The sequence below is a fragment of the Methylorubrum populi genome (genome assembly GCA_036946625.1).
GTDB lineage: Bacteria > Pseudomonadota > Alphaproteobacteria > Rhizobiales > Beijerinckiaceae > Methylobacterium > Methylobacterium populi_C.
Map to the genome: position 1 here is coordinate 1,484,946 of JAQIIU010000003.1, position 21,300 is coordinate 1,506,245.

Here is a 21,300-nt window from a genome sequence, read left to right on the forward strand (position 1 = left end):
GATCCGGCGCGAGGCTTCAGGGCAGGTCGCGCGCTGGGCGGGCCGGCACGGAATCCGCGAGGCCGGGGGAGGGCGGGCCGCTCGCCTCCACCGGCTTCGGGCCCGGCCTGGAGAACAACCGGTCCCGCAGCCGCATGAACGGCTGCTCGACGGCGAGACCGATGGCGATCGCCAGCAGGATCGAGAGGGCGTACTTGGCGATCACCACGAGATCGGGGCTGGTGATTCCGGCGATCTCGGCAAGCCGCGGCGTGATCCGGTTGCCGATGCCGTTGTGCCAGATATACATCGGATAAGAATAGAGGCCTATGATCGCCAGGGCCCGGGCGGCGGGCGAGGCGAAAAAGCGGTGACGGCTGCCATGGAGGGCCAGGATGGCGAAGCCGGAGCCGACGGCCGCGAGCGTGTAGCCGAGGCAGGAGCGCCACGGATCGTCGCTCAGCCAGAACAGGGCGGCGAAGGCGGCCAGCGCCGCGGCGAAGTTCGCGAGGCGCGGCCGGGCCAGCCGGGCGTAGAGCGCCGGAAAGCGCTGGGACAGCAGGGCGAGGGCGACGCCCAGCGCGAGGCCGTCGAGCCGGTACTGGGTCTGGATCTGGATCGCGACCGGATCGAGGCCGGCGAGCGCCACGATCGGGCGCAGCAGCCACGTCGCGAGCACGAGGCCGACGAGCCCCGCCAGGACATGCCGGGCGCTCAGGCGCAGGCGCGCCAGGAACGGCAGGGACAGCCCGATCAGCAGGTAGAACTGCTCCTCGACGGCGAGCGACCAGAGATGGTGCAGCGGCGTCTCGAAATAGTTCTGCACGTGCAGCAGCACCTGGGGCACGAAGCCGGTCCACGGCCGGTCGGTCAGAAGCACCTGGATCGCCAGATAGACGTACAGCACCGGCCAGAGCCGGAAGGCGCGCCGGATCAGGAAGCGCCGGTAGTCGAAGCCCCGCGTCGCGCTCACCTCGCGCACGACGAGGCCGCCGACGAGGAAGCCGCTCAGCACGAAGAACAGATCGACCCCGGCCCAGCCGATCATCCGGCCGGGATACAGCCACGCGGCGCTCGCGGCGTAGGCCATGGTGCCGCCGTTGAGGTGCCAGCCCATGGCGAGCACGATCGCGACGCCGCGGATGACGTCGAGCTGGATTTCCCGTGCCTTCCGGTCGAGCATGAGGGGGTCCGGGTGGGGGCCGACGACGCGTCTCGGCGGTGTCGCCGCCGATCGCCCTTTTCGCAAACCTAACCGATCCGCGTCGTTCTCGGCCTCGGGGCGCACTGCGCAATCGCGGCTAGGCTTAACGCGCGACCGCAGGGCAACCGCTTTAAGCGATCGCCCTGGTTTTTTGCAGGCCTCAATCGCCGGCGCCGGCTTCCGCGGACATCTCGGCCCCTTGGGCTTTCGCTCCGCTCGATGCTTGTCAGGACCGATGTCCTGAAACCCCGCTCCGCGCCGGCGCTCTTGGTTGTGTCCCTTGGCGCCTGGTTGTGTCCCTTGGCGCCGCGAAGCCGCTCGCGCGGCTTCGAGCGATGGCCCTGCCGCCGGCGCCCATCCCGGTCGCGCTTGGCCGTCCGATGCTGTAGCCACGGGTCGATCTTCACCCGCGATGCGGCACGAAATGGCACTGCTCACCTTCGACGATCTCGCGCCCGGCCAGGAATTCACGGCGGGACCGGTCACCGTCACCCGCGACGCGCTCGTCGCCTTCGCCCGGGAATACGATCCCCAGGCCTTCCATCTCGACGAGGCGGCGGCGAAGGACACCTTCGTCGGCACCCTGATCGGCTCGGGCTGGCAGACGGCCGCCTTCGGCATGCGCCTGCTCGCGGAGGGCCTGCTGTCGCGGGCGACCTCGATGGGCTCGCCGGGCATCGCCGCCCTGCGCTGGCTGAAACCCGTCCTGCCGGGCGATTCGTTGAGCGCCGCGATCCGCGTGGAGGACGTTCGCCCCTCCGCCTCGAAGCCGGATCGCGGCATGGTGCGTCTCGCCATGACCCTGACCAACGGGCGCGGCGAGGCGGTGATGACGCAAGCCTTCGCGGTTCTGCTCGCCAGGGCGGGGGCCGCGCCGGCGCCACGCCCGGTCGTGCCGGCGACGGAGACCGACCCCGTGCCCGAGCCCCGGGATGCGGTGCCGCTGCCCTACCTCGCCGAGGCCGAGATCGGCGCGATCCGCGATCTCGGCGCCCATCGCTTCGAGGCGGAGGCGATCATCGCCTTCGCGCGGGCCTACGACCCGCAGGTCTTCCACCTCGACGCGCAGGCCGCGCGGGCGACGCATTTCGGCGCGCTCTGCGCCTCGGGCTGGCAGACCGCCGCCGTCTGGATGAAGCGGCTCCACGCCACCTTCGCGCGCGACATCGCGCTCGCCGCCCGATCCGGGCCGGTGCCGCAACTCGGTCCCTCGCCGGGCTTCAGGGACATGCGCTGGCTGCGGCCGGTCTATGCCGGCGACACCATCCGCTACGCCAGCCGGCTGGTCGACAGGCGCGCCTCGGCCTCGCGGCCGGGCTGGGGCATCGCCACCCACCACAACACAGCACGGAACCAGCGCGGCGAGCCGGTCTTCGAATTCACCGGCTCGGTGTTCTGGCAGTGGCGGGCGTGAGCGGCATGAGCCCTCCCTCCGCCCGACGCATCCTGGCCGCCAGCTTCGTCGGCACTGCAATCGAGTTCTACGATTTCTACATCTACGCCACCGCCGCCGCGCTGGTGATCGGACCGATCTTCTTCCCCGCCGGTGCGGCCGGCGTGCAGACGCTCCAGGCGTTCGCCACCTTCGCCATCGCCTTCCTCGCCCGGCCGGTCGGCGCGGCGGCCTTCGGGCATTTCGGCGACCGGATCGGGCGCAAGGCGACCCTGGTCGCCTCGCTGATGATCATGGGCGTCTCGACCGTCCTGATCGGCTGCCTGCCGGGCTATGCCAGCATCGGCTGGTGGGCCCCGGCCCTGCTCTGTCTCCTGCGCTTCGGCCAGGGCGTCGGCTTCGGCGGGGAATGGGGCGGGGCGGCCCTGCTCGCCGTCGAGAACGCGCCGCCGGGGCGTCGCGCCCTCTACGGCATCTTCCCGCAGCTCGGCGCGCCGATCGGCTTCATCGCCGCCAACCTCCTGTTTCTCGGCCTCAGCGTGACCTTGAGCCCGGCCGACTTCGAGGCCTGGGGCTGGCGGCTGCCCTTCCTCGCTTCCGCCGCCCTCGTCGGCGTCGGGCTCTACGTGCGCCTGAAGCTCACCGAGACCCCGGCCTTCCGCGCCGCCCTCGAACAGGCACCGCCGGAGCGGGTGCCGCTCGCCACGATCTTCTCCGCGCATCTCAGGGCGACGCTGCTCGGCACCCTGGCGATGGTGGCGGCCTACGCGGTGTTCTACCTCTCGACGGTGTTCGCCCTCAGCTACGGCACCGGCACGCTGGGCTACGCGCGAAAAACCTTCCTGCTGTTCGAGTGCGTGGCGATCCTGTTCATGGTGCTCGCGATTCCGCTGTCCGGACTGGCCGCCGACCGTTTCGGACGCAAGCCGGTGATGCTCTCGGGCCTTGCCGTCACGGCCGCACTCGGCGCCGCCTTGGGGCCGATGCTCGGCAGCGGCGAGCCCGCGCTTGTGCTCGGCTTCCTCTGCCTCGCGCTGTTCGCCATGGGCTGGATCTTCGGGCCGATGGGCGCGCTGCTGCCCGAACTGTTCCCGACCCGGGTGCGCTACACCGGCGCCTCGGTGACCTACAACCTCGCCGGCATCGTCGGCGCCTCCGGCGCGCCGCTCGCCGCGCAATGGCTCGTCGGATGGGAAGGGATCGGCGCGGTCGGGCTCTATCTCGGACTCGCCGCCGGGATCAGCCTCGCCGCCGTCGCCGCCATGCCGGAGACCGGGCGGGATGGTTAAGGTTCTGGCAGCTCGGTCGATTTCCGGCGGCCTGCCATGCGCTGCGCGAGGAGCGGAAGACATATTTTAATTGCGCGCAATCTAGTTACCCGCTATCCCGCCGCCGAGCCGAACGGATCGGCCCTCCCGACACCGACCACGAGGACGTAACCCATGACCGTCGACGTCAAGTACCGCACCACCGCCAGCGCCACCGGCGGCCGCGACGGCACCGCCCGCACCGAGGACGGCAGCTTCCAGGTTCAGCTCTCGACCCCGAAGGAACTCGGCGGCGCGGGCGGCCCCGGCGCCAACCCCGAGCAGCTCTTCGCCGCGGGGTATTCCGCCTGCTTCATCGGCGCCCTGAAGGTCGCCGGCGGCCAGCTCAAGGTGAAGGTGCCCGCCGACACCACCGTCGCCGCGACGGTGGGCATCGGTCCGCGCTCCGAGGGCGGCTTCGGCATCACCGCCGACCTCAAGGTCAGCCTGCCGGGCCTCGACCGCGCCGAGGCCGAGCGCCTCGTCGAGGAGGCCCACAAGATCTGCCCGTACTCCAACGCCACCCGCGGCAACGTGGATGTCGGGCTGACGCTGGCGTAAGCCGCACGCCTGCAGGCCTCGCTTCGAAGCGCCCTCGGCTCGTGAGCCGGGGGCGTCTTGTCGTCACGGTCCCTCGATCGTCCGCTTCTGCAACCCGCCCTTGGCCATCTGCGGCTTCCTCGCGCTGAGGATGCGGGAATTCACGCCCGTCCAGCCGATCTCGCCGGAGATCCGCCCGTACTCGATCTTCGGGCAGCGGTTCATGATCACCGTGACGCCCGCCGCCTCGGCCCGCGCGGCGGCCGCGTCGTCGCGCACGCCGAGCTGCATCCAGATCACCTTCGGCGGCACCGGCAGCGCCAGCGCCTCGTCGACCAGCGGCCCCGCCGCCGTGGAATTGCGGAAGATCTCGACCATGTCGACCGGCTCGCCGAGGTCGGACAGCCGGGCGATGACCGGGCGGCCGAGCAGGCTCCGTCCGGCGAGCCCCGGATTGACCGGGCTCACCGCGTAGCCGCGTTCGGCGAGATACTTGAACACGATGTAGCTCGGCCGGGCCGGGTTGGCCGAGGCGCCGACGAGCGCGATCGTGCGGGTGTCCTTCAGGATCGCGCGAATCTGCGCATCGGGATAGCGGTCGTGCCGGGTGGCGAGCCCCGAGGGCACGCTGTCGAGCGTCGGGATCATGCGGCCCTTGTCCGCCAAGCGCGGGCGTGCTGCAAGGCGGGCCATCAGCCTGACCACGACGCGCCTGGAGGAGACCGCGCCTTCCACGAACGCGGGCGGTCGGACCGCTCTGCGCGCGGATGGCTTCGACCGCCACCTGCGCCCCGGTCTCCGGCCCGTCGATGACGGCCCTGACCGATTACGCGCTCGACACGGCGATCCTCTCGACTCTCGGCCCGGTGGGGCTCGCCGTGACGACGAGCCCGAACGTCAACGTCCTGCGCCGGCCGGATCGCGGGCGGCCTACTCGGCCGGCACCGCCAGTGGTGCCGTGGGCGTCTTCGGCGGCGCGTCCGTCGGGCGGGGCTCGTAGCCGAGCGTCTCGGGCATGAACAGCAGGTACAGGGCGAAGCCCGCACCCGCGATGGCCGCGAGCACGAGGAAGGCCGCCGCGTAGCCCGCGCCGACGATGACCACGCCGGCCAGCGTCGCGCTGAGCGCCGCGCCGAGTCCCTGCGCGGTCGCCGCCGCGCCCTGCGCCACTTTGAACCGGCCGGTGCCGCGGGTGAGGTCGGCCACGACGATGGGGAACAGCGCGCCGTAGATGCCGGCGCCGACGCCGTCGAGACACTGGACCGCCACGAGGTAGAAGGGGTTGTCGGAGACGGTGTAGAGCACGCCGCGCAGGGCCAGCACGCCGAAGGCGGCGAGGAAGATCGGCTTGCGCCCGAAGCCGTCGGCCTTGGCGCCCACCAGCACCGCCATCGGCACCATCACGCATTGCGCCGCCACGATGCAGACCGCGATCAGCGAGGTCGCGTTGTCCTTGCCCACGACCTTGGTGAGCAACTGGCCGACCGAGGGCAGCATCGCCGCGTTGGCGAGGTGGAAGGCGGCGCAGAGCAGCGCGAACAGCATGAGGTGGCGGTTGCGCAGGAGCAGGCTCAGGCCCGAGGGCTGCTCGCAATTCCGCTCCTCCGCGCAGTCGAGGCCGCGGGCGAGGTCGTCGTCGATCTCCGCGGCCGGGACCAGCAGCATCGCACCGATCGAGCAGGCGGCGAGGATCCCCATCAGCCAGAACACGACGATCGGGCCGAACAGGTAGGCGAGCCCGCCCGCGAGCATCGCCGAGACGGCGTTGCCGGCATGGTTGAAGCCCTCGTTGCGGCCGATGCGCTTCGAGAACAGTTTCGGGCCGACGATGCCCAGCGTGATGCCGGTCAGGGCCGGGGCGAAGACCGAGCCGGCCATGCTGGCGACCGCCTGCGTGCCGGCGACGAGAGTGAAGTTCGAGATCCAGGGCAGGACGAGGCAGCTCAGCGTCACGAGGACCGCCGCGGCGATGACGACGCCGCGCTTGGCTTTGGTGCGGTCGATCAGGGCACCCGCGGGCGTCTGCGCCAGCAGGCCGGCAATGCCGGCGATCGTCATCACGAGGCCGATCGTCGCTTCGTTCCAGCCCTGCTCGGGGCCGCGCACGGCGAGCAGGTAGATGGCGAGATAGGGACCGAGGCCGTCGCGGACGTCGGCGAGGGTGAGGTTGAGCAGGTCGAGGCCGCGCAGGGCGCGGAGCGAGGGCTGCCGCGACGCGGGGGCGGTGGACGGGCGCTCGACACGCATCGGCGGTTCTCGCGAACTGAGATGTCGGGAGATCGACGCCGCCGTCTCCAAGTTGCCGGAGGGCGCTTCGATCTCGCCGCCAAGTCCCTTTTCGCGTCTTCGTTCCCCGGCCGGTCGCCGTTAATCCCGATCTCGGCATCACGTATGCGTGCGGTAACGCGGCCTTAGCCATGCGGGGATCGCGGAACGGAAATCCCTCGCGACTCAAAGGAAGGCTTAGCGGATCGCGCGCGATGGGAGCGAGCCATCCCTGCCGATGTTGCCATGCCTGACACGAACAGCGAGCCCGCCGGGGCGAACGAGGGGCGTTCGGCGATCCGAGCGCCGATCCTGGCCCTCGTGCGGCACCTCCGATCCGCCCGGGGCCGGACCTTCCTCGGCGTCCTCGCGCCCGTCGGCATGCTGCTGCTGTCGGGGTCGATGCTGCTCGACTTGCGCCAGGATGCCTGGGACAAGGCGGAGCAGACCTCGAAGAACCTGCTTCAGGTGATCCAACGAGACATCGCCCGCAACGTCGAGATCATCGACCTGTCGCTGCAAGCCGTGGTCGACAATCTCAAGGCGCCCGGCGTGACGGAGATCAGTCCGGCCCTGCGCCAGCTCGTCCTGTTCGATCGTGCCGTGACCGCGCGGGACATGGGGGTGATGCTCGTCCTCGACGAGAACGGCGACAGCGTGATCGACGCGAACGCCGTGCCGGCGCGCCGCGTCAGCAATGCCGACCGGGGCTACTTCCAGGCCCACAAGGCGCGGGCCGATCTCGGCCTCGTCATCAGCCCGCCGCTGGTCTCGCACCTGATGGGCGAGCCGGTGATCGTGCTGAGCCGCCGCATCGACAAGCCGGACGGCACGTTCGGCGGCGTGGTGCTGGCGAGCCTCAAGCTGTCCTACTTCAGCACCCTGTTCGGCTGGATCGGCCTCGGGCGGGAAGGGGGGATCAACCTCTACCTGCGCGACGGCACCCGCCTGATGCGCTACCCCTACGTGGAGGCCGATCTCGGAGCCAACATCGCCGGGGCGCCGACCTTCCGCCGCTTCGTCGCCGAGCGCAGCGGCAGTTTCATCGGGGTCTCGGTCCGCGACGGGGTCGAGCGCTACTACGCCTTCACGCAGGTCGGAGACCTGCCGCTCGTCCTCAACGTCGCCCTCGGAACGCGGGAGATCGAGGCCGACTGGCGCAGCAAGGCCGTGGTCATCGGCCTCGCGGTGCTGGTGCTGTGCGGCCTGGCCATCCTGCTCTCGCTGCTGCTCGGGCGGGAGCTGCGCCGCAGCACGGCGATGCAGGCGGAACTGGCTCGCCTCTCGCACACCGACGCACTGACGGCTCTACCGAACCGCAGGCGGTTCGAGGAGGTCTTCGAGCGCGAATGGAAGGCGGCCCGGCGCAGCGGCCGGCCGCTCGCGCTTCTCGTGATCGATGCCGATCATTTCAAGCGCATCAACGACCGCCACGGCCACGCCGTCGGCGACGTGGTGCTCAGGGGGCTCGCCGACAGCCTGACGGCGAGCCTGCGCCGGCCCGGCGATCTCGCGACCCGCATCGGCGGGGAGGAGTTCGCCGTCCTGCTGCCCGCGACCGACCGGGACGGCGCACAGCGCGTCGCGAAAGCCATGCACGGCGCGGTCGCAGGTCTTGCCGTGTCCGCGGCCGGAATCGGGCCCGGAACGGTCACCATCAGCATCGGCCTCGCCGTGAGCCGCGGCAGCGAGGCGGCCGAGGAGCTTTACCGTCGCGCCGACGCGGCGCTTTACGAGGCCAAGGAAGGCGGCCGCAACCGGACCCGCTTCGCCGACGCCTGATCCGACATCCGGTCGATGAGTTCGGCCTCTCCTGCGTTCTTGCGAGGCGAAGCCGTGGCGATCCAGGGCGCGCCCTTTCCGGACCTGTCGCGCCCTGGATCGCTTCGCGGCCGCTCGCGAGGACGGAGGGGGGCCGAACCCGAAGCGATCGATCGGACGATCAGGGTCGCCGGCTTCGGCGCGGCGATCAGGCCGCCGACGAGGGAGGCCACGATGCCGGAGCCGACGAACCATGCCCCGGCGCCGAGCGAGAAGTTCGAGCCTCAGTCGCGGCCGCGCACCAGCAGGCCGAGGCCGAAGCCGATCAGGCCGGCAATGAGGAGGGAGGTGTGCGGCCACGCGACGGAGCGCTCGTGGCCTTCCCGCAGGGTGCGGCGACCGCGGTCGTACACGTCCCCGGCCGCGTCGTAGGCCTCGTCCGCCACGTGCCGCGCGGCGTCCCTGGCTTGGCCGTAGACGTTCTCCGCCCGTCCGGCCGCCTCGCGCAGACGGCCCTCCGCGCGATCGTCGCGCGAGCCGGTCACGTCGCCGAAGGCGCTCTGCACCTTGCCGCCGACCTCCCGGGCGGCGCCCGTGATCCTGCTGCTGTCGACCATCGCCGGTGTCCTCTCGATTGTTCCACGGCATCCGCCGCGTGCCGAACGGCGCCCACCGGTGCCGCGGCGGTGCACGAACGAGTTGCGAGCAGGCAGGTTCCGCAAGGGGGAGGATGCTTCCATCGCAAACGTTCCGGCGCCGACGGTCCGATTGGGGAATCCATGGCGTTCAAATACGGTTCAACCGAACGGCTCTACGTGGATGAAGCCGGCGCGGCGCCCCGCCGCCCGATATGTACGGGAGATCGACATGCGTTCTTCTCTTCTGCGCACCCTCACCGTTCTGATCGGCCTCGCCGCGGCGCCTGCGCTGGCGCAGGCGCCGAGCCCCGCCACATCGCCCGCACCCGCGAAGCCGCCCGCTTCCGCGCCCGCGACGCCGCCCGCCGCCCAGACCGGGAAGGCGGCCGGCGAGAAGGCGGACGCGACGGCGGCGCCGATCGACATCAACTCGGCCAGCGCCGAGGAACTGAGCCAGCTCAAGGGCATCGGCGCGGCGCGCTCGGCCGCCATCGTCAAAGGGCGTCCCTATCGCGGCAAGGATGATCTCGTCCGCAAGAAGATCCTGCCGGAGGCGGTCTATGCCGGCATCAAGGACAGGATCATCGCCAAGCAGAAATAGGCGCGCATCCGTGAGCCGAGGCGGATGACGGGCTTTCCGCCCGGGTCCGGCGGTGCTACGCGCCGCCGGACCCGCCTTTCGAAGTCTGTCGCGAAACGATGTCCGCCGCCCATACCCGGATCCGCCTCCATCACGGCGACCTGCCGCCCGGTTTCGAGCCCGGCGCGGCGATCGCCATCGACACCGAGACGCTGGGGCTCAACCCGCACCGCGACCGGCTCTGCGTGGTGCAGATCTCGCGCGGCGACGGCAGCGCCGACGTGGTGCAGATCCGGCCCGGCGCCCCGGCGCCGGAGCGTCTCAAGGCGGTCCTGGCCGATACGAGCGTCGTCAAGATCTTCCACTTCGCCCGGTTCGACCTCGCGGTGCTGTTCAACGCCTTCGGCGTGATGCCGGCGCCGGTCTACTGCACCAAGGTCGCCTCCAAGCTCGCCCGCACCTACACCGACCGCCACGGCCTCAAGGACGTGGTGCGCGAACTCGTCGGCGTCGATCTCTCCAAGCAGCAGCAATCCTCGGATTGGGGTGCCGACAGCTTGAGCCAGGCGCAGATCGACTACGCGGCATCCGACGTGCTCCACCTCCACGCCGCCCGCGAGCGACTCGATGCGATGCTCGCCCGCGAGGGCCGCACGGAGATGGCGCGAGCCTGCTTCGACTTCCTGCCAACCCGGGCCAGGCTCGATCTCGCCGGCTGGCCGGAGGTCGACATCTTCGCTCATACCTGACGGGAAGCGCTTCGGGCGGCGCCCGCAGCGATGCCGGAGCGCAACGCCTGCGCGGAAGACTGCCGAGGCGGCGTGCGCCGCACCGCTTTCGGTGCGGGGGCGCACGCGGGCGACGTTGATCATTTCTCCCGGACGAGGCCATAACTTCGCCACCGCACCGGGGCATCCGGCCGGCAGGGCGCGCGTGCGGGCGCGCCGACCCTCAGGAACGCGATGCAGGCGGCCGACACCATCCAGACGGAGACGGATCTCCTCGCGCTCGCCGCGAACGAGAACGCGCGCCGCAGGCGGGCGCACGGTCGGGCGCGCCGGCATTCGGCGCAGGTGCGGACGCTGCGCCGGGTGATCCCGCTCGCCGCCGGCCTCGCCGTGCTGGGATTGGCCGCGGTCGTGCTCTGGGGGCCGCTCTCGGGCCGCATCCCCGACGTGTCCATCGGCCCGATCAGCGTGTCGGGCACCAAGGTCACCATGGAGAATCCGCGCCTGTCCGGCTTCCGCAAGGGCGAGCGCGGCTACGAGGTGATCGCCGATGCCGCGCAGCAGGACGTGCGCAGGCCCAGCATCATCGAGCTTCAGGCCATGAAGGGCCACGTCGCCACCGACGACAAGGGCGGCCGCGCCTATCTGGAGGCGCAGGGCGGCGTGTTCGACTCCACCCGCGAATCGCTCAATCTCGAGAACGACATCCGTCTCCGGACCGACAAGGGCGAGGAGGTTCGCCTCTCGGTCGCCACCGTGGATTTCAAGGCCGGCAGCCTGCGCTCGTCCAAGGCCGTGACCGTGACCGTGCCGTCAGGCTCGATCGTCGCCGACAGCCTCGACGTGGTCGAGAACGGGCGGGTCATCTCCTTCGTCGGCCGCGTGCACGCCGTGTTCCACGGCGAGGACAAGGCCGCGAAGCCGGAGGAGGCCAGGGTCGCCACGGCCGAGGCGGGACCGGAGCGCGAGCGCATCCGCACCTCCTCGGCGGAGCCCGCGGAGCGGGTGCGATGAGTGCGCGTCTCGGCCCGGCCTTCGCCGTCGGCCTCCTGTTGCTGGCGATGCCGTTCGCCGGCACGCAGGCGCAGCAGCCCGGCAAGGATGCGGGCAAGGACAAGGCGTCCGCGCCGCTCGGCACCGTCGGCGGCGGCAAGGGGCCGATCAAGATCGATGCCGATCGCCTCGACGTGTTCGACAAGGAGAACAAGGCGATCTTCGCCGGCAACGTCGTGGCGGTACAGGGCGAGAGCACCATCCGCTGCTCGGCGATGACGGTCCACTACAAGCGCGACAAGGACAAGGATGCCGCGAAGGCGGAGCCCGCGGCATCCGAGGACGTCAAGGCCAAGGCGGCCGGTGCGCTGGGCGGCGACGGCAACGGCATCCGCAAGGTCGAGTGTGCCGGTCCCGTCACCGTGGCGCAGAAGGATCAGGTCGCCACCGGCGACAACGCGGTGTTCGATCAGGTCGCCAAGCGCATCGTGCTGACCGGCAACGTCGTGCTCAGCCAGTGCCAGAACGTCACCCGCGGCTCGCGCCTCGTCTACGACATGGCCACGGGCCGGGCGAACATGGACCCGGTGGCGGGCGGGCGCGTCTCGGCGATGTTCGTTCCCGGCGAGGGCGCCGACAGGAGCGGCGCCGCGAAGGGCGGCGGGCCGAAGGGCTGTGCGGCTCCGGCCATGGCGGCCAGGCCCGGCGGAAAGGCGGCCGAGAAACCTGCCGTCAAGACGCGGGCGCAGGCGAACTGATCGTGGCGGGCGCCGGAATGCCTGCGGGCGTGCCGCTGCGGGCGGTCGCCGAGCCGAGGCCGGCCGGCCGCAAGGGCACGGGCAAGAGCCCGGGCAGGCGTTCGTGGTTCGGGCGCCTGTTCGGACGCGGCGGCGCGGCGCAGCCTGCGCCGGACGGTGCGCTTGCCGAGGGCGGCGGCCCGGGCGTCCTGCACGTGCGGGGCCTGCGCAAGAGCTACGGCGCGCGCACCGTCGTCCACGAGGCGGGCCTCACCGTCCATAACGGCGAGGCGGTGGGGCTGCTCGGTCCCAACGGCGCCGGCAAGACGACGGTCTTCTACATGATCACCGGCCTCGTGCCGGCCGACCGCGGCTTCATCAGCCTCGACGGCATGGAGATCACCCACCTGCCGATGTACCAGCGCGCCCGGCTCGGCATCGGCTACCTGCCGCAGGAGGCCTCGATCTTCCGCGGGCTGTCGGTCGAGGACAACATCCGCGCCGTGCTGGAGGTGGCCGAGCCCGACCGCAGGGCGCGCGAGCGCAAGCTCGATTCGCTGCTCGAAGAGTTCGACATCGCCCGCCTGCGCAAGTCGCCCTCCATCGCGCTCTCGGGCGGAGAGCGCCGCCGCTGCGAGATCGCCCGGGCACTCGCCTCCTCGCCGACCTTCATGCTGCTCGACGAGCCGTTCGCCGGCATCGATCCGATCGCGGTCGGCGATATCCAGGATCTCGTGAAGCACCTCAAGCAGCGTGGCATCGGCGTGCTCATCACCGACCACAACGTGCGCGAGACGCTGGGCCTGATCGACCGCGCCTACATCGCCCATTCCGGCCGCATCCTCACCGAGGGCACGCCCGAGCAGATCGTGGCGAACGAGGATGCGCGCCGGCTCTATCTCGGCGAGGATTTTCGGCTTTAGGCTGGCCTTCTTGGCCGGACCCAAGCTTTTCTCGGTCCTGATCGTGCAATCCATCGAAACGGTTTCGCGCGGCGCACGTGGAGCTTCGTCCTGCATGAGCGCGCAAAGGTCCGATACTGCCGGACCGCCCGAATGCTTCTTCCAGAACCGTTGTGCTGCCGGATTGCTTCGCCTGACGGCTCGCAATGACGGTGTGGGCCTGCTCTCCGTGTCATTGCGAGGCTTCAGCCGAAGCAATCCAGATCGCGACGACGGGCTGTGGCAATGCTGCCGATCTGCACGGATTTCGGGCGGCTGACGCCAAACAGACTTTGACGCGCGGTTCCGATGAGGCTAGACCTGAACGAAGGAGAAGCAAGGAACGTGCCGATCGCGGCGCGGCTCGCGTGCGGGCCGCGATTTGCCAACGAATTCTGAGGGTTGGGCGTCGAGATGAGTCTGCTGCAACGGCTCGAAATGCGCCAGGGCCAAGCCCTGGTGATGACGCCGCAACTGCTGCAGGCGATCAAGCTGCTTCAACTCTCCCAACTCGATCTCGCAGCCTATGTCGATGCCGAGCTGGAGCGCAATCCGCTTCTCGAACGCATCGACGGGGAAGGGGCGGCCGAGCGCGAGGCGCCGGAGGCTTCCGGCGACGGCGAGGGCTACGACGGCGGCGAGGGACCGGAGCCCGAGGCGTGGCTCGCCTCCGACCTGGCCCCGAGCCGCAGCGAGATCGAGGGCGCGCTCGACACCCGCCTCGACAACGTCTTCGCCGACGAGAACCCGGCCCCGCGCGATGCGGGCAGCGGCGACATGCTCTCGCTGACGGCCGCGCCCTACGGCAATACCGGCGGCAGCTTCGACGGTGAGCTTCCCGATTTCGAGGCGACGCTCACCGCCGAGACATCCTTGCGCGAACATCTCGCCGCGCAGCTCGACCTCGCCACGCGGAGCCCGTTCGACCGGCTGATCGGCAGCTTCCTGATCGATGCGGTGGACGATGCCGGCTACCTGCGCGAGGCGATCGACGGCGTGGCCGAGCGGCTCGGCGCTTCGCTCGACGATGTCGCCCGCCTCCTGAAACTGGTCCAGACCTTCGACCCGCCGGGCGTGGCCGCCCGCGACCTCGCCGAATGCCTCGCGATCCAGTTGCGCGAACAGGACCGGTTCGATCCGGCCATGCAGGCGCTGGTCTCGCGCCTCGACCTCGTGGCCAAGCGCGACTTTCCGGCGCTGCGGCGGCTGTGCGGCGTCGACGACGAGGATCTGATCGCGATGCTGGCCGAGATCCGCCGGCTCGACCCGAAGCCCGGCCGCGCCTTCGGCGCCCACGCCGTCGAGGTGCTGATCCCGGACGTGTTCGTCCGCGCCGCCCCCGACGGCTCCTGGCTGGTCGAGCTGAATTCCGAGGCGCTGCCGCGGGTTCTGGTGAACCAGAGCTACTACGCCCGCGTCTCGAAGGGCGCGGTGGCCGATGGCGACAAGGCGTTCCTGTCCGAATGCCTTCAGACCGCCAACTGGCTGACCCGCAGCCTGGAGCAGCGGGCGCGCACCATCCTCAAGGTCGCCACCGAGATCGTGCGCCAGCAGGACGCCTTCTTCCTGCACGGCGTCGCCCATCTGCGGCCCCTGAACCTGAAGACGGTCGCCGAGGCGATCGGCATGCACGAATCCACCGTCTCGCGCGTCACCTCCAACAAGTCGATCGGCACCAGCCGCGGCACCCTGGAGATGAAGTACTTCTTCACCGCGGCGATCCCCGGTGCGGCGGGTGCGGCGTCCCATTCGTCCGAGGCCGTGCGCCACCGCATCAAGCAACTGGTCGATGCGGAGGCCGCCGACGTGCTCTCCGACGACGCGCTGGTGCAGCGCCTGCGCGACGAGGGCGTCGACATCGCCCGCCGCACGGTCGCGAAGTACCGGGAGTCGCTGCGCATCCCCTCGTCGATCGAGCGCCGCCGGGCGAAGACGGCCACCGCCGGCCGCTGACCGGATTCTTTCCATCGCGGTTCGAAACGCCGCGGTCCAAGGCTGCGCACTACGCCTCACTATGACGCGGCGCGAGCGCGCGTCGCGCGATCGGCTCCGATCGTCTTGCGCCGGCTCCCCTTCGCGTTGACTTGGCCTCCACCCCTTTCTAACTCTCGAAGCCCTCGGGAGGAAAAGCGGAGACGTCGATGGCAGGTTTGCGGGTGACGGGGCACGGCCTCGATCTCGGTACGGCCCTGCGGGGCCGGGTCGAAGACCGCATGGCGGCGACGCTCTCGAAATACCTCGACTCCCATATGAGCGACACCTGCACCGGCCACGTCACGCTTCGGCGGGACGGCGCCGCCTACCGCACCGATTGCGTGCTGCACCTCGTCACCGGGTTGACGCTGGAGGCCTCGGGCGCGGCGCACGATGTGCACGCGAGCTTCGAGCAGACGGCCGACAAGCTCGAAAAGCGCCTGCGCCGCTACAAGCACAAGCTGAAGGACCACGCCGCGCCGAGTCACAACGGCGCCGACATCCAGGCGGCCTACGCCGTCTTCGCCGCGCCCGACGAGGAGGTCGAGGACGAGCCGGTCGAGGCGGAGACCGGGGACCACCCGCCGGTCGTGGCCGAGAGCACCCGGACCCTCAAGCGCCAGTCGGTCAGCGAGGCGGTGAGCGCCCTCGACATGACGGGCGCCCCCGTCGTCGTCTTCGTTCACGCTGGCACCGGGCGCATCAACGTCGTATATCGGCGCAGCGACGGCGCGATCGGGTGGGTCGATCCTCCCGGCGACGGCCGCTGAGGCACGGCTCGATCCGGGTTTTGCGGGCGGGGTGTGAGCCGGGGCTTCGGAGCCCCGGAGGCCGCGCATGGGGGCGGGACCATCGGATGGATCCCGCCGACGAGGCGTTTAGTTTTCATGCCGATGCTCGAATTCCTGAATCCGGATTCCGTGGTCTCGTCCCTGCGCGTGCGGGACAAGAAGCACGTGCTCCAGGAGCTGGCCGCCCACGCCGCCCGCCGCCTGGCCGGCCTGTCCGAACGCGACGTCTTCGAGACGCTGCTTCAGCGCGAACGGCTCGGCTCCACCGGCATCGGCGACGGCGTGGCGATCCCTCACGGCAAGCTCGGCCAGCTCGACCGCTTGTTCGGCCTCGTCGCCCGGCTGGAGAAGCCGGTGGATTTCGACGCCCTCGACGGACAGCCCGTGGATGTCGCCTTCCTGCTGCTCGCCCCCGAGGGCGCGGGGGCCGATCACCTGAAGGCGCTGGCTCAGGTCGCGCGGCTCCTGCGCGAGCCCGGGATGCTGGAGCGCATCCGCAGCGCCCGCGACGCCACCGCCCTCTACGCCCTGCTGGCCAACGGCCCGGCGACGCAGGCGGCCTGACCGTGCGCGTCCCTGTCCATCGCGCCGCCCTCGTCGCGGCGGCCCTGCTCGCGCCCGGCAGTCTGCGGGCGGAGAGCGAGGCGGCCTGCGCCCGCGATGTCCTCGTGGCCGGTTCGATGCAGCGTCAGGCGATCGAGCAGTTGGAGAGCGGCGGCGAGGACGATGCCAGCCGCTGCCGCGTCTGGCGCCGCCATGTCGAGACCATGCGCCGGATCGCCGGCGTCTACGGGCGCTGCCTGTCCGGTCCCGAACGCACCGAGCGCCTGGGGCAGGTCCAGACCTCGGAGAAGGAATTCTCGGGTCTCCTGCGCACCCGCTGCCGCGGGCCGTGAGGGCGAGCGCGGCTGTTCGCGGCCCGCAAATCGTGCATGATCGTTGCCGCGTGCCCGTGAGACTCGACCGGGCCCCCGGCCACGGATAGCTGATCGCCTTGCCTCCCTTTCCGTTCACCGCCATCGTCGCCCAGGAGGAGATGAAACGGGCGCTGCTGATCGCGGCGGTCGACCCGTCCGTCGGCGGCGTCCTCGTGTTCGGCGACCGGGGCACCGGCAAGTCGACCGCGGTGCGGGCGCTCGCCGCGCTGCTGCCGAGGATCCGCGCGGTGGCCGGCTGCCCCTATTCCTGCTCGCCCGACAGCCCGGCCGCCGACTGCCCGCACTGTGCGCAGGGACGGGGCAGGAGCCACATGATCCCGGTGCCGGTGGTGGACCTGCCGCTCGGCGCCACCGAAGACCGGGTCGTCGGCGCCCTCGATCTGGAGCGGGCGCTGACCCGGGGCGAGAAGGCGTTCGAGCCCGGGCTTCTGGCGCGGGCCAACCGCGGCTTCCTCTACATCGACGAGGCGAACCTGCTGGAGGACCATCTCGTCGACCTCCTGCTCGACGTGGCGGCCTCCGGCGTCAACACGGTGGAGCGCGAGGGTCTGTCGCTGCGCCACCCCGCCCGTTTCGTCCTCGTCGGCAGCGGCAATCCGGAGGAGGGGGAACTGCGCCCGCAGCTCCTCGATCGCTTCGGCCTCGCCTGCGAGGTGGCGACGCCGACCGACATCGCCACCCGGATCGAGGTGGTGCGGCGGCGCGATGCCTACGAGCGCGACGGCGAGGGGTTCTGCGCCGCTCGGGCGAAGGCGGAAAAGGCGCTCCAGAAGACGATTCTCGCCGCCCGCGAGCGTCTGGACGGCGTGGGCGTACCCGACGCGGTGCTGGAGAATGCCGCCCGGCTCTGCCTCGCGCTCGGCACCGACGGCCTGCGCGGCGAACTCACGCTGATGCGCACCGCCCGGGCGCTCGCCGCCCTCGACGGGGCCGAGACGGTCTCGACGGTGCATCTGCGGCAGGTCGCCCCGAGCGCGCTGCGCCACCGCCTGCGCCGCAACCCCCTCGACGAATCGGGCTCCACGGCGCGCGTGGCGCGGGCCGTGGAGGAGGTTTTGGGGGCGGGCTGAGGCCCGGGCCTCAGTTCTCCTGGTCGATGTCCTTGTCCAGGATCGTCTTCGACTCGACCGTGGTGTCGGCCTTGAGCCGGTAGACCAGCGGGATGCCGGTGGCGATCTCCAGGCTGGCGATGGTCTTGGTGGTCATGCCGTCGAGCACCATCACCAGGGCGCGCAGGGAATTGCCGTGGGCGGCCACCAGCACCCGCTCGCCCGCCATCACCCGCGGCAGGATCGTCTGGATGTAGTAGGGCAGCACCCGCGCCGCGGTGTCCTTCAGGCTTTCGCCGCCGGGCGGGGGGACGTCGTAGGAACGGCGCCACTCGTGGACCTGGGCGTCGCCCCAGCGCTCGCGGGCATCGTCCTTGTTGAGGCCGGAGAGGTCGCCGTAATCGCGCTCGTTCAGCGCCTCGTTGCGGATGGTCTCGAGCCCGCTCTGGCCCATCGCCTCGAGGATCAGCGTGCAGGTGTTCTGGGCCCGGCGCAGGTTCGAGGTGAAGGCGACGTCGAAGCGCGTGCCCTGGCCCTCGAGCCAGCGCCCGGCCTGCCGCGCCTCCTCGACGCCGAGGTCGGTCAGTTCCGGGTCGCGCCAGCCGGTGAACAGCTTCTTCAGGTTCCACTCGCTCTGGCCGTGCCGAGCGAGGACGAGCAGGCGCTCCATGGGACGGGTCTCTCCGGAGAAGGGCAAGGCGAGGCCGCCGCGGCACGGAAGCCTCGCCATCATGGGGCGGGCCTCTACCAGAGGCGGCGGCGCCCCCCAAGCCCGAGCCTGACGTTCGGCCGGATTCGTCATTCGGACGAAGGCCTAATCCCGGAGGCCGAGCACGTCGTCCATGCCGTAGAGCCCCGGCGGCTTGTCGAAGGCCCATTGCGCCGCCCGCAGGGCGCCGCGGGCGAAGATCGCCCGATCCTCGGCATGGTGCGCGAGGGTGATGCGCTCGGACGGCCCGGCGAAGATCACGCTGTGGTCGCCGACCACCGAGCCGCCGCGCAGGGTCGCGAAGCCGATGTCGCCGGGCCGTCGCGCGCCGGTATGGCCGTCGCGGGTCGAGACGCGGGTCTCGGAGAGCGCCACGCGCCGGCCTTCCGCCGCCGCCTCGCCGAGCAGCAGCGCGGTGCCCGAGGGCGCGTCGACCTTCATGCGGTGGTGCATCTCCAGCACCTCGATGTCGAAGTCTTCGCCCAGCGTCGCGGCGACCTTGCGCACGAGGCCGGCGAGCAGGTTCACGCCGAGCGACATGTTGCCCGAGCGCACGATGCGGGCGTGGTAGCTCGCCGCTTCCAGCCGCTTCAGGTCGTCATCGGAAAAACCCGTGGTGCCGACCACGTGGACGATGCGGGCCTGGGCCGCGAGTTCGGCGAAGGCGAGCGTCGCGGCGGGCGCGGTGAAGTCGAGCACGCCGTCGGCGGCCACGAACAGCGGCAGCGGGTCGTCCGAGACCGGCACGCCGCGTTCGCCGATCCCGGCCAGGAGCCCGGCGTCCTTGCCCAGGACGGGCGAGCCGGCGCGCTCGACGGCACCGTGCAGGGTGCAGCCCTCGGCCTCCGCGACCGCGCGGATCAGCATCCGCCCCATGCGCCCCTCGGCGCCGACAACGACGAGCTTCATGATGGTCGACGATCCCACTCCGATATCCGATGATGCTTGTAGCCCAACGCGCCGTGGCTGTGGCCCCTCGTACGACATCCGATCGATCCCTTCGGGATGTCGGATTCGCTCAAGCGCCGTGCGGGCTTGCTGTACGGTTTCCGCTTGATCGCTTCGGGTTTGGCCACTCTCCGTCATCGCGAGCGGCCGCGAAGCGATCCAGGGCGCGACAGGTCCGGAAAGGTCGCGCCCTGGTTTGCCACGGCTTCGTCTCGCAAGGACGCAGGACAGGCCGAAGTCATCAACCGGATAGCGTATCATACCCGCTGCGCGGCGATCAGCGGGCCGAGCACGTCCGAAACGCCGTTCACGGTGATCTGCGTGCCGACGCACAGAAGCAGGAAGGCCGAGAGGCGGCCGAGCACCCGCGCCCGCACCGGCCCGATCAATGTCACCACCCGGTCGGCGGAGCCGTAGGCGAGGCGGATCATGCCGGCGATGGCCACGGCCGCCAGCGAGGCGCCGAGGAAGAAGCCGACGAGGTTGCCCGGTTCGGAGGGGCGATTGGCGCCGAGCGCGATGGCGACGGCGATGGTGCCGGGCCCGGTGGTGAAGGGCAGGGTCAGGGGGAAGAAGGCGATCTCGGCGAGATTCTCGCCGGCCTCCGGTTCGGCCTCGGCATGCTTGCGCGCCTCCCGCGTCTCGGGCGCATTGAGCAGAGTCCAGGCGAAGGCCGCCACGAACAGGCCGCCGGCGATGCGCAGGGCGGCGAGCGACACGCCGAAGAAGTTGAGGATCGGCGCGCCCGCCCAGAGAGCGGCGAGCACCACCAGGGCGGCGTAGAAGCCGATCCGCCGCGACAGCTCCGCCCGCTCCGCTTGCGACCGCTCGGAGGTGATCTGCGCGAACATCAGGGCCGAGCCGATCGGGTTCACGATGGAGAACAGGCCGGACAGCGCGAGCAGGAAGCTCGTCAGCACGGTCTCGAATCCGATGGATGCCAGCATGCGGGCTCGGCTCGGCAGCGTCCGGGAAAGGGGCAGGCTCTAGCCCGGCTGCCCGGCCGGCACCAGTACCCGCGCCGGCACGCGGCTCTCCAGGCGCCGCACCTGCCGCACCGTGACCGGTCGGTAGAGCTGCTTGGTCGCATCGACCACGTGCAGGCCGGCGAACGGCATGGCGAGCCCGGTGCCGAACCGCTCCCAGGCGACGGCCGTGCGCAGCCAGAACCGGCTGCGGGTCGGCGGCATGTAGAGCGTCTCGGCCCAGCCTTCGGGCGAGAACAGCGTGTCGCGCATCAGCCGCGAGAGCTGCGAGCGGCTGTAGGGCTGGCCGTGGCCGAAGGGCGTCGCGTCGCGCCGCGCCCAGACGCCGGTGCGGTTGGGCACGACCAGGATCAGGCGCCCGCCCGGGGTCAGCACCCGCCAGACATCGGCCAGCAACTCGCTCGGGCTCTCGACGGCTTCCAGCGCGTGGACGAGGACGACGCGATCGACCGCGGCCTCCGGCAGGGGCAGCATGGTGAGATCGGCCAGTGCCGTCACCGAGCGTCCGCTGGAGGGCCAGTTCACCACCCCTTGCGTCGCCGGCATGAAGGCCAGCGTGCGCTCGGCGATGACGTGGACCGGCCCGAGATAGGGCGTGACGTAGCCGAGCCCGAGCACCCTCAAGCCCGAGACCGAGCCGAGGAAGCCGTGGATCGACCGGCCGACGACGCGGTGCGTGACGACGCCGAGCGGACTGGCGTAGAAGGCGCGCAGGTCCGTGACGTCGAGGCGCATCGGATGGGGTGCCGGCACGGCCGGTTGTCCTCCGCAGGTCTGATGCCGCATCAATGGGGATCGCGGGCGCGTCCGGCAAGCGCGGAGGAGGCTCCGTCGCCGGA

Annotated in this window: 22 protein-coding genes; 14 read left to right on the forward strand and 8 right to left on the reverse strand. The window is 71.0% G+C overall.

What is annotated here, in order from left to right:
- Window positions 1-16 precede the first annotated feature (16 nt).
- On the reverse strand, window positions 17-1,162 hold the full coding sequence (locus PGN25_18485) for an acyltransferase (protein MEH3119506.1): 1,146 nt from the start codon (window positions 1,160-1,162) through the stop codon (window positions 17-19).
- Window positions 1,163-1,607: 445 nt separating this feature from the next.
- Between PGN25_18485 and PGN25_18490 the strand changes: the two genes are divergently transcribed.
- The 3 genes from PGN25_18490 to PGN25_18500 all read left to right on the forward strand — a co-directional run bounded on the left by PGN25_18490 (window position 1,608) and on the right by PGN25_18500 (window position 4,444).
- The gene (locus PGN25_18490; GenBank protein ID MEH3119507.1) at window positions 1,608-2,597 is read left to right on the forward strand and encodes a MaoC family dehydratase; all 990 of its coding nucleotides are present in this window, start codon (window positions 1,608-1,610) and stop codon (window positions 2,595-2,597) included.
- Window positions 2,598-2,602: 5 nt separating this feature from the next.
- On the forward strand, window positions 2,603-3,865 hold the full coding sequence (locus PGN25_18495) for an MFS transporter (protein ID MEH3119508.1): 1,263 nt from the start codon (window positions 2,603-2,605) through the stop codon (window positions 3,863-3,865).
- A 153-nt stretch (window positions 3,866-4,018) separates the two neighbouring features.
- Window positions 4,019-4,444, forward strand: coding sequence for an organic hydroperoxide resistance protein (locus PGN25_18500; GenBank protein ID MEH3119509.1), 426 nt, complete (start codon window positions 4,019-4,021; stop codon window positions 4,442-4,444).
- 63 nt (window positions 4,445-4,507) lie between these two features.
- Here PGN25_18500 and PGN25_18505 read toward each other — a convergent pair whose 3' ends face one another.
- On the reverse strand, window positions 4,508-5,071 hold the full coding sequence (locus tag PGN25_18505; GenBank protein MEH3119510.1) for a CoA-binding protein: 564 nt from the start codon (window positions 5,069-5,071) through the stop codon (window positions 4,508-4,510).
- Window positions 5,072-5,353: 282 nt separating this feature from the next.
- Window positions 5,354-6,670, reverse strand: a complete 1,317-nt coding sequence (locus PGN25_18510; protein ID MEH3119511.1) for an MFS transporter — start codon at window positions 6,668-6,670, stop codon at window positions 5,354-5,356.
- Between the two features lie 399 nt (window positions 6,671-7,069).
- On the opposite strand from PGN25_18510, the gene PGN25_18515 reads away from it, so the two are divergent.
- A complete protein-coding gene (locus tag PGN25_18515; protein ID MEH3119512.1) occupies window positions 7,070-8,470 on the forward strand; it encodes a sensor domain-containing diguanylate cyclase in 1,401 nt (466 codons plus the stop codon).
- Window positions 8,471-8,733: 263 nt separating this feature from the next.
- Here PGN25_18515 and PGN25_18520 read toward each other — a convergent pair whose 3' ends face one another.
- Complete coding sequence (locus PGN25_18520; GenBank protein MEH3119513.1) at window positions 8,734-9,066, reverse strand: CsbD family protein; 333 nt, start codon at window positions 9,064-9,066, stop codon at window positions 8,734-8,736.
- A 250-nt stretch (window positions 9,067-9,316) separates the two neighbouring features.
- On the opposite strand from PGN25_18520, the gene PGN25_18525 reads away from it, so the two are divergent.
- The 10 genes from PGN25_18525 to bchI all read left to right on the forward strand — a co-directional run bounded on the left by PGN25_18525 (window position 9,317) and on the right by bchI (window position 17,839).
- Window positions 9,317-9,688: a helix-hairpin-helix domain-containing protein gene (locus tag PGN25_18525; protein ID MEH3119514.1), complete on the forward strand. Its 372-nt coding sequence runs from the start codon at window positions 9,317-9,319 to the stop codon at window positions 9,686-9,688.
- A 98-nt stretch (window positions 9,689-9,786) separates the two neighbouring features.
- Window positions 9,787-10,416 (forward strand): ribonuclease D, encoded by a 630-nt coding sequence (locus PGN25_18530; GenBank protein ID MEH3119515.1) that lies wholly within the window; start codon window positions 9,787-9,789, stop codon window positions 10,414-10,416.
- Between the two features lie 213 nt (window positions 10,417-10,629).
- On the forward strand, window positions 10,630-11,409 hold the full coding sequence (locus tag PGN25_18535; GenBank protein ID MEH3119516.1) for a lipopolysaccharide-assembly, LptC-related protein: 780 nt from the start codon (window positions 10,630-10,632) through the stop codon (window positions 11,407-11,409).
- A complete protein-coding gene (locus tag PGN25_18540; GenBank protein MEH3119517.1) occupies window positions 11,406-12,146 on the forward strand; it encodes an organic solvent tolerance protein OstA in 741 nt (246 codons plus the stop codon). The genes PGN25_18535 and PGN25_18540 overlap by 4 nt, the downstream gene beginning before the upstream one ends.
- 17 nt (window positions 12,147-12,163) lie before the next feature.
- Window positions 12,164-13,048, forward strand: a complete 885-nt coding sequence (lptB, locus tag PGN25_18545; protein ID MEH3119518.1) for an LPS export ABC transporter ATP-binding protein — start codon at window positions 12,164-12,166, stop codon at window positions 13,046-13,048.
- A gap of 432 nt (window positions 13,049-13,480) precedes the next feature.
- Complete coding sequence (gene rpoN / locus PGN25_18550) at window positions 13,481-15,019, forward strand: RNA polymerase factor sigma-54 (GenBank protein ID MEH3119519.1); 1,539 nt, start codon at window positions 13,481-13,483, stop codon at window positions 15,017-15,019.
- A 188-nt stretch (window positions 15,020-15,207) separates the two neighbouring features.
- The gene (raiA, locus tag PGN25_18555) at window positions 15,208-15,810 is read left to right on the forward strand and encodes a ribosome-associated translation inhibitor RaiA (GenBank protein MEH3119520.1); all 603 of its coding nucleotides are present in this window, start codon (window positions 15,208-15,210) and stop codon (window positions 15,808-15,810) included.
- A 117-nt stretch (window positions 15,811-15,927) separates the two neighbouring features.
- A complete protein-coding gene (ptsN, locus tag PGN25_18560; GenBank protein MEH3119521.1) occupies window positions 15,928-16,395 on the forward strand; it encodes a PTS IIA-like nitrogen regulatory protein PtsN in 468 nt (155 codons plus the stop codon).
- Window positions 16,396-16,397: 2 nt separating this feature from the next.
- Window positions 16,398-16,727 (forward strand): hypothetical protein, encoded by a 330-nt coding sequence (locus PGN25_18565; protein ID MEH3119522.1) that lies wholly within the window; start codon window positions 16,398-16,400, stop codon window positions 16,725-16,727.
- A gap of 98 nt (window positions 16,728-16,825) precedes the next feature.
- On the forward strand, window positions 16,826-17,839 hold the full coding sequence (gene bchI, locus PGN25_18570; protein ID MEH3119523.1) for a magnesium chelatase ATPase subunit I: 1,014 nt from the start codon (window positions 16,826-16,828) through the stop codon (window positions 17,837-17,839).
- A gap of 10 nt (window positions 17,840-17,849) precedes the next feature.
- Here the strand turns inward: bchI and PGN25_18575 are convergent, their stop codons facing one another.
- From PGN25_18575 to PGN25_18590, 4 genes are all read right to left on the reverse strand, one after another.
- The gene (locus tag PGN25_18575; protein MEH3119524.1) at window positions 17,850-18,488 is read right to left on the reverse strand and encodes a 2,3-bisphosphoglycerate-dependent phosphoglycerate mutase; all 639 of its coding nucleotides are present in this window, start codon (window positions 18,486-18,488) and stop codon (window positions 17,850-17,852) included.
- Window positions 18,489-18,632: 144 nt separating this feature from the next.
- Complete coding sequence (dapB, locus tag PGN25_18580; GenBank protein ID MEH3119525.1) at window positions 18,633-19,436, reverse strand: 4-hydroxy-tetrahydrodipicolinate reductase; 804 nt, start codon at window positions 19,434-19,436, stop codon at window positions 18,633-18,635.
- A gap of 296 nt (window positions 19,437-19,732) precedes the next feature.
- Entirely contained in the window at window positions 19,733-20,422 is a 690-nt protein-coding gene (locus PGN25_18585) for a MarC family protein (GenBank protein MEH3119526.1), read from the reverse strand.
- Between the two features lie 39 nt (window positions 20,423-20,461).
- Window positions 20,462-21,196, reverse strand: coding sequence for a class I SAM-dependent methyltransferase (locus PGN25_18590; GenBank protein ID MEH3119527.1), 735 nt, complete (start codon window positions 21,194-21,196; stop codon window positions 20,462-20,464).
- Window positions 21,197-21,300 lie beyond the last annotated feature (104 nt).

Bases quoted from the DNA above. Each gene is read 5' to 3' on its own strand.
- PGN25_18575 (MEH3119524.1), bottom strand. From the start codon at position 18,488: ATGGAGCGCCTGCTCGTCCTCGCTCGGCACGGCCAGAGCGAGTGGAAC.
- lptB (MEH3119518.1), top strand. From the start codon at position 12,164: ATGCCTGCGGGCGTGCCGCTGCGGGCGGTCGCCGAGCCGAGGCCGGCC.
- PGN25_18535 (MEH3119516.1), top strand. From the start codon at position 10,630: ATGCAGGCGGCCGACACCATCCAGACGGAGACGGATCTCCTCGCGCTC.
- PGN25_18525 (MEH3119514.1), top strand. From the start codon at position 9,317: ATGCGTTCTTCTCTTCTGCGCACCCTCACCGTTCTGATCGGCCTCGCC.
- raiA (MEH3119520.1), top strand. From the start codon at position 15,208: ATGGCAGGTTTGCGGGTGACGGGGCACGGCCTCGATCTCGGTACGGCC.
- PGN25_18485 (MEH3119506.1), bottom strand. From the start codon at position 1,162: ATGCTCGACCGGAAGGCACGGGAAATCCAGCTCGACGTCATCCGCGGC.
- ptsN (MEH3119521.1), top strand. From the start codon at position 15,928: ATGCCGATGCTCGAATTCCTGAATCCGGATTCCGTGGTCTCGTCCCTG.
- PGN25_18585 (MEH3119526.1), bottom strand. From the start codon at position 20,422: ATGCTGGCATCCATCGGATTCGAGACCGTGCTGACGAGCTTCCTGCTC.
- PGN25_18540 (MEH3119517.1), top strand. From the start codon at position 11,406: ATGAGTGCGCGTCTCGGCCCGGCCTTCGCCGTCGGCCTCCTGTTGCTG.
- PGN25_18590 (MEH3119527.1), bottom strand. From the start codon at position 21,196: ATGCGCCTCGACGTCACGGACCTGCGCGCCTTCTACGCCAGTCCGCTC.
- PGN25_18515 (MEH3119512.1), top strand. From the start codon at position 7,070: ATGCTGCTGCTGTCGGGGTCGATGCTGCTCGACTTGCGCCAGGATGCC.
- PGN25_18495 (MEH3119508.1), top strand. From the start codon at position 2,603: ATGAGCCCTCCCTCCGCCCGACGCATCCTGGCCGCCAGCTTCGTCGGC.
- PGN25_18490 (MEH3119507.1), top strand. From the start codon at position 1,608: ATGGCACTGCTCACCTTCGACGATCTCGCGCCCGGCCAGGAATTCACG.
- PGN25_18520 (MEH3119513.1), bottom strand. From the start codon at position 9,066: ATGGTCGACAGCAGCAGGATCACGGGCGCCGCCCGGGAGGTCGGCGGC.
- PGN25_18500 (MEH3119509.1), top strand. From the start codon at position 4,019: ATGACCGTCGACGTCAAGTACCGCACCACCGCCAGCGCCACCGGCGGC.
- dapB (MEH3119525.1), bottom strand. From the start codon at position 19,436: ATGAAGCTCGTCGTTGTCGGCGCCGAGGGGCGCATGGGGCGGATGCTG.
- PGN25_18505 (MEH3119510.1), bottom strand. From the start codon at position 5,071: ATGATCCCGACGCTCGACAGCGTGCCCTCGGGGCTCGCCACCCGGCAC.
- PGN25_18530 (MEH3119515.1), top strand. From the start codon at position 9,787: ATGTCCGCCGCCCATACCCGGATCCGCCTCCATCACGGCGACCTGCCG.
- PGN25_18510 (MEH3119511.1), bottom strand. From the start codon at position 6,670: ATGCGTGTCGAGCGCCCGTCCACCGCCCCCGCGTCGCGGCAGCCCTCG.
- rpoN (MEH3119519.1), top strand. From the start codon at position 13,481: ATGAGTCTGCTGCAACGGCTCGAAATGCGCCAGGGCCAAGCCCTGGTG.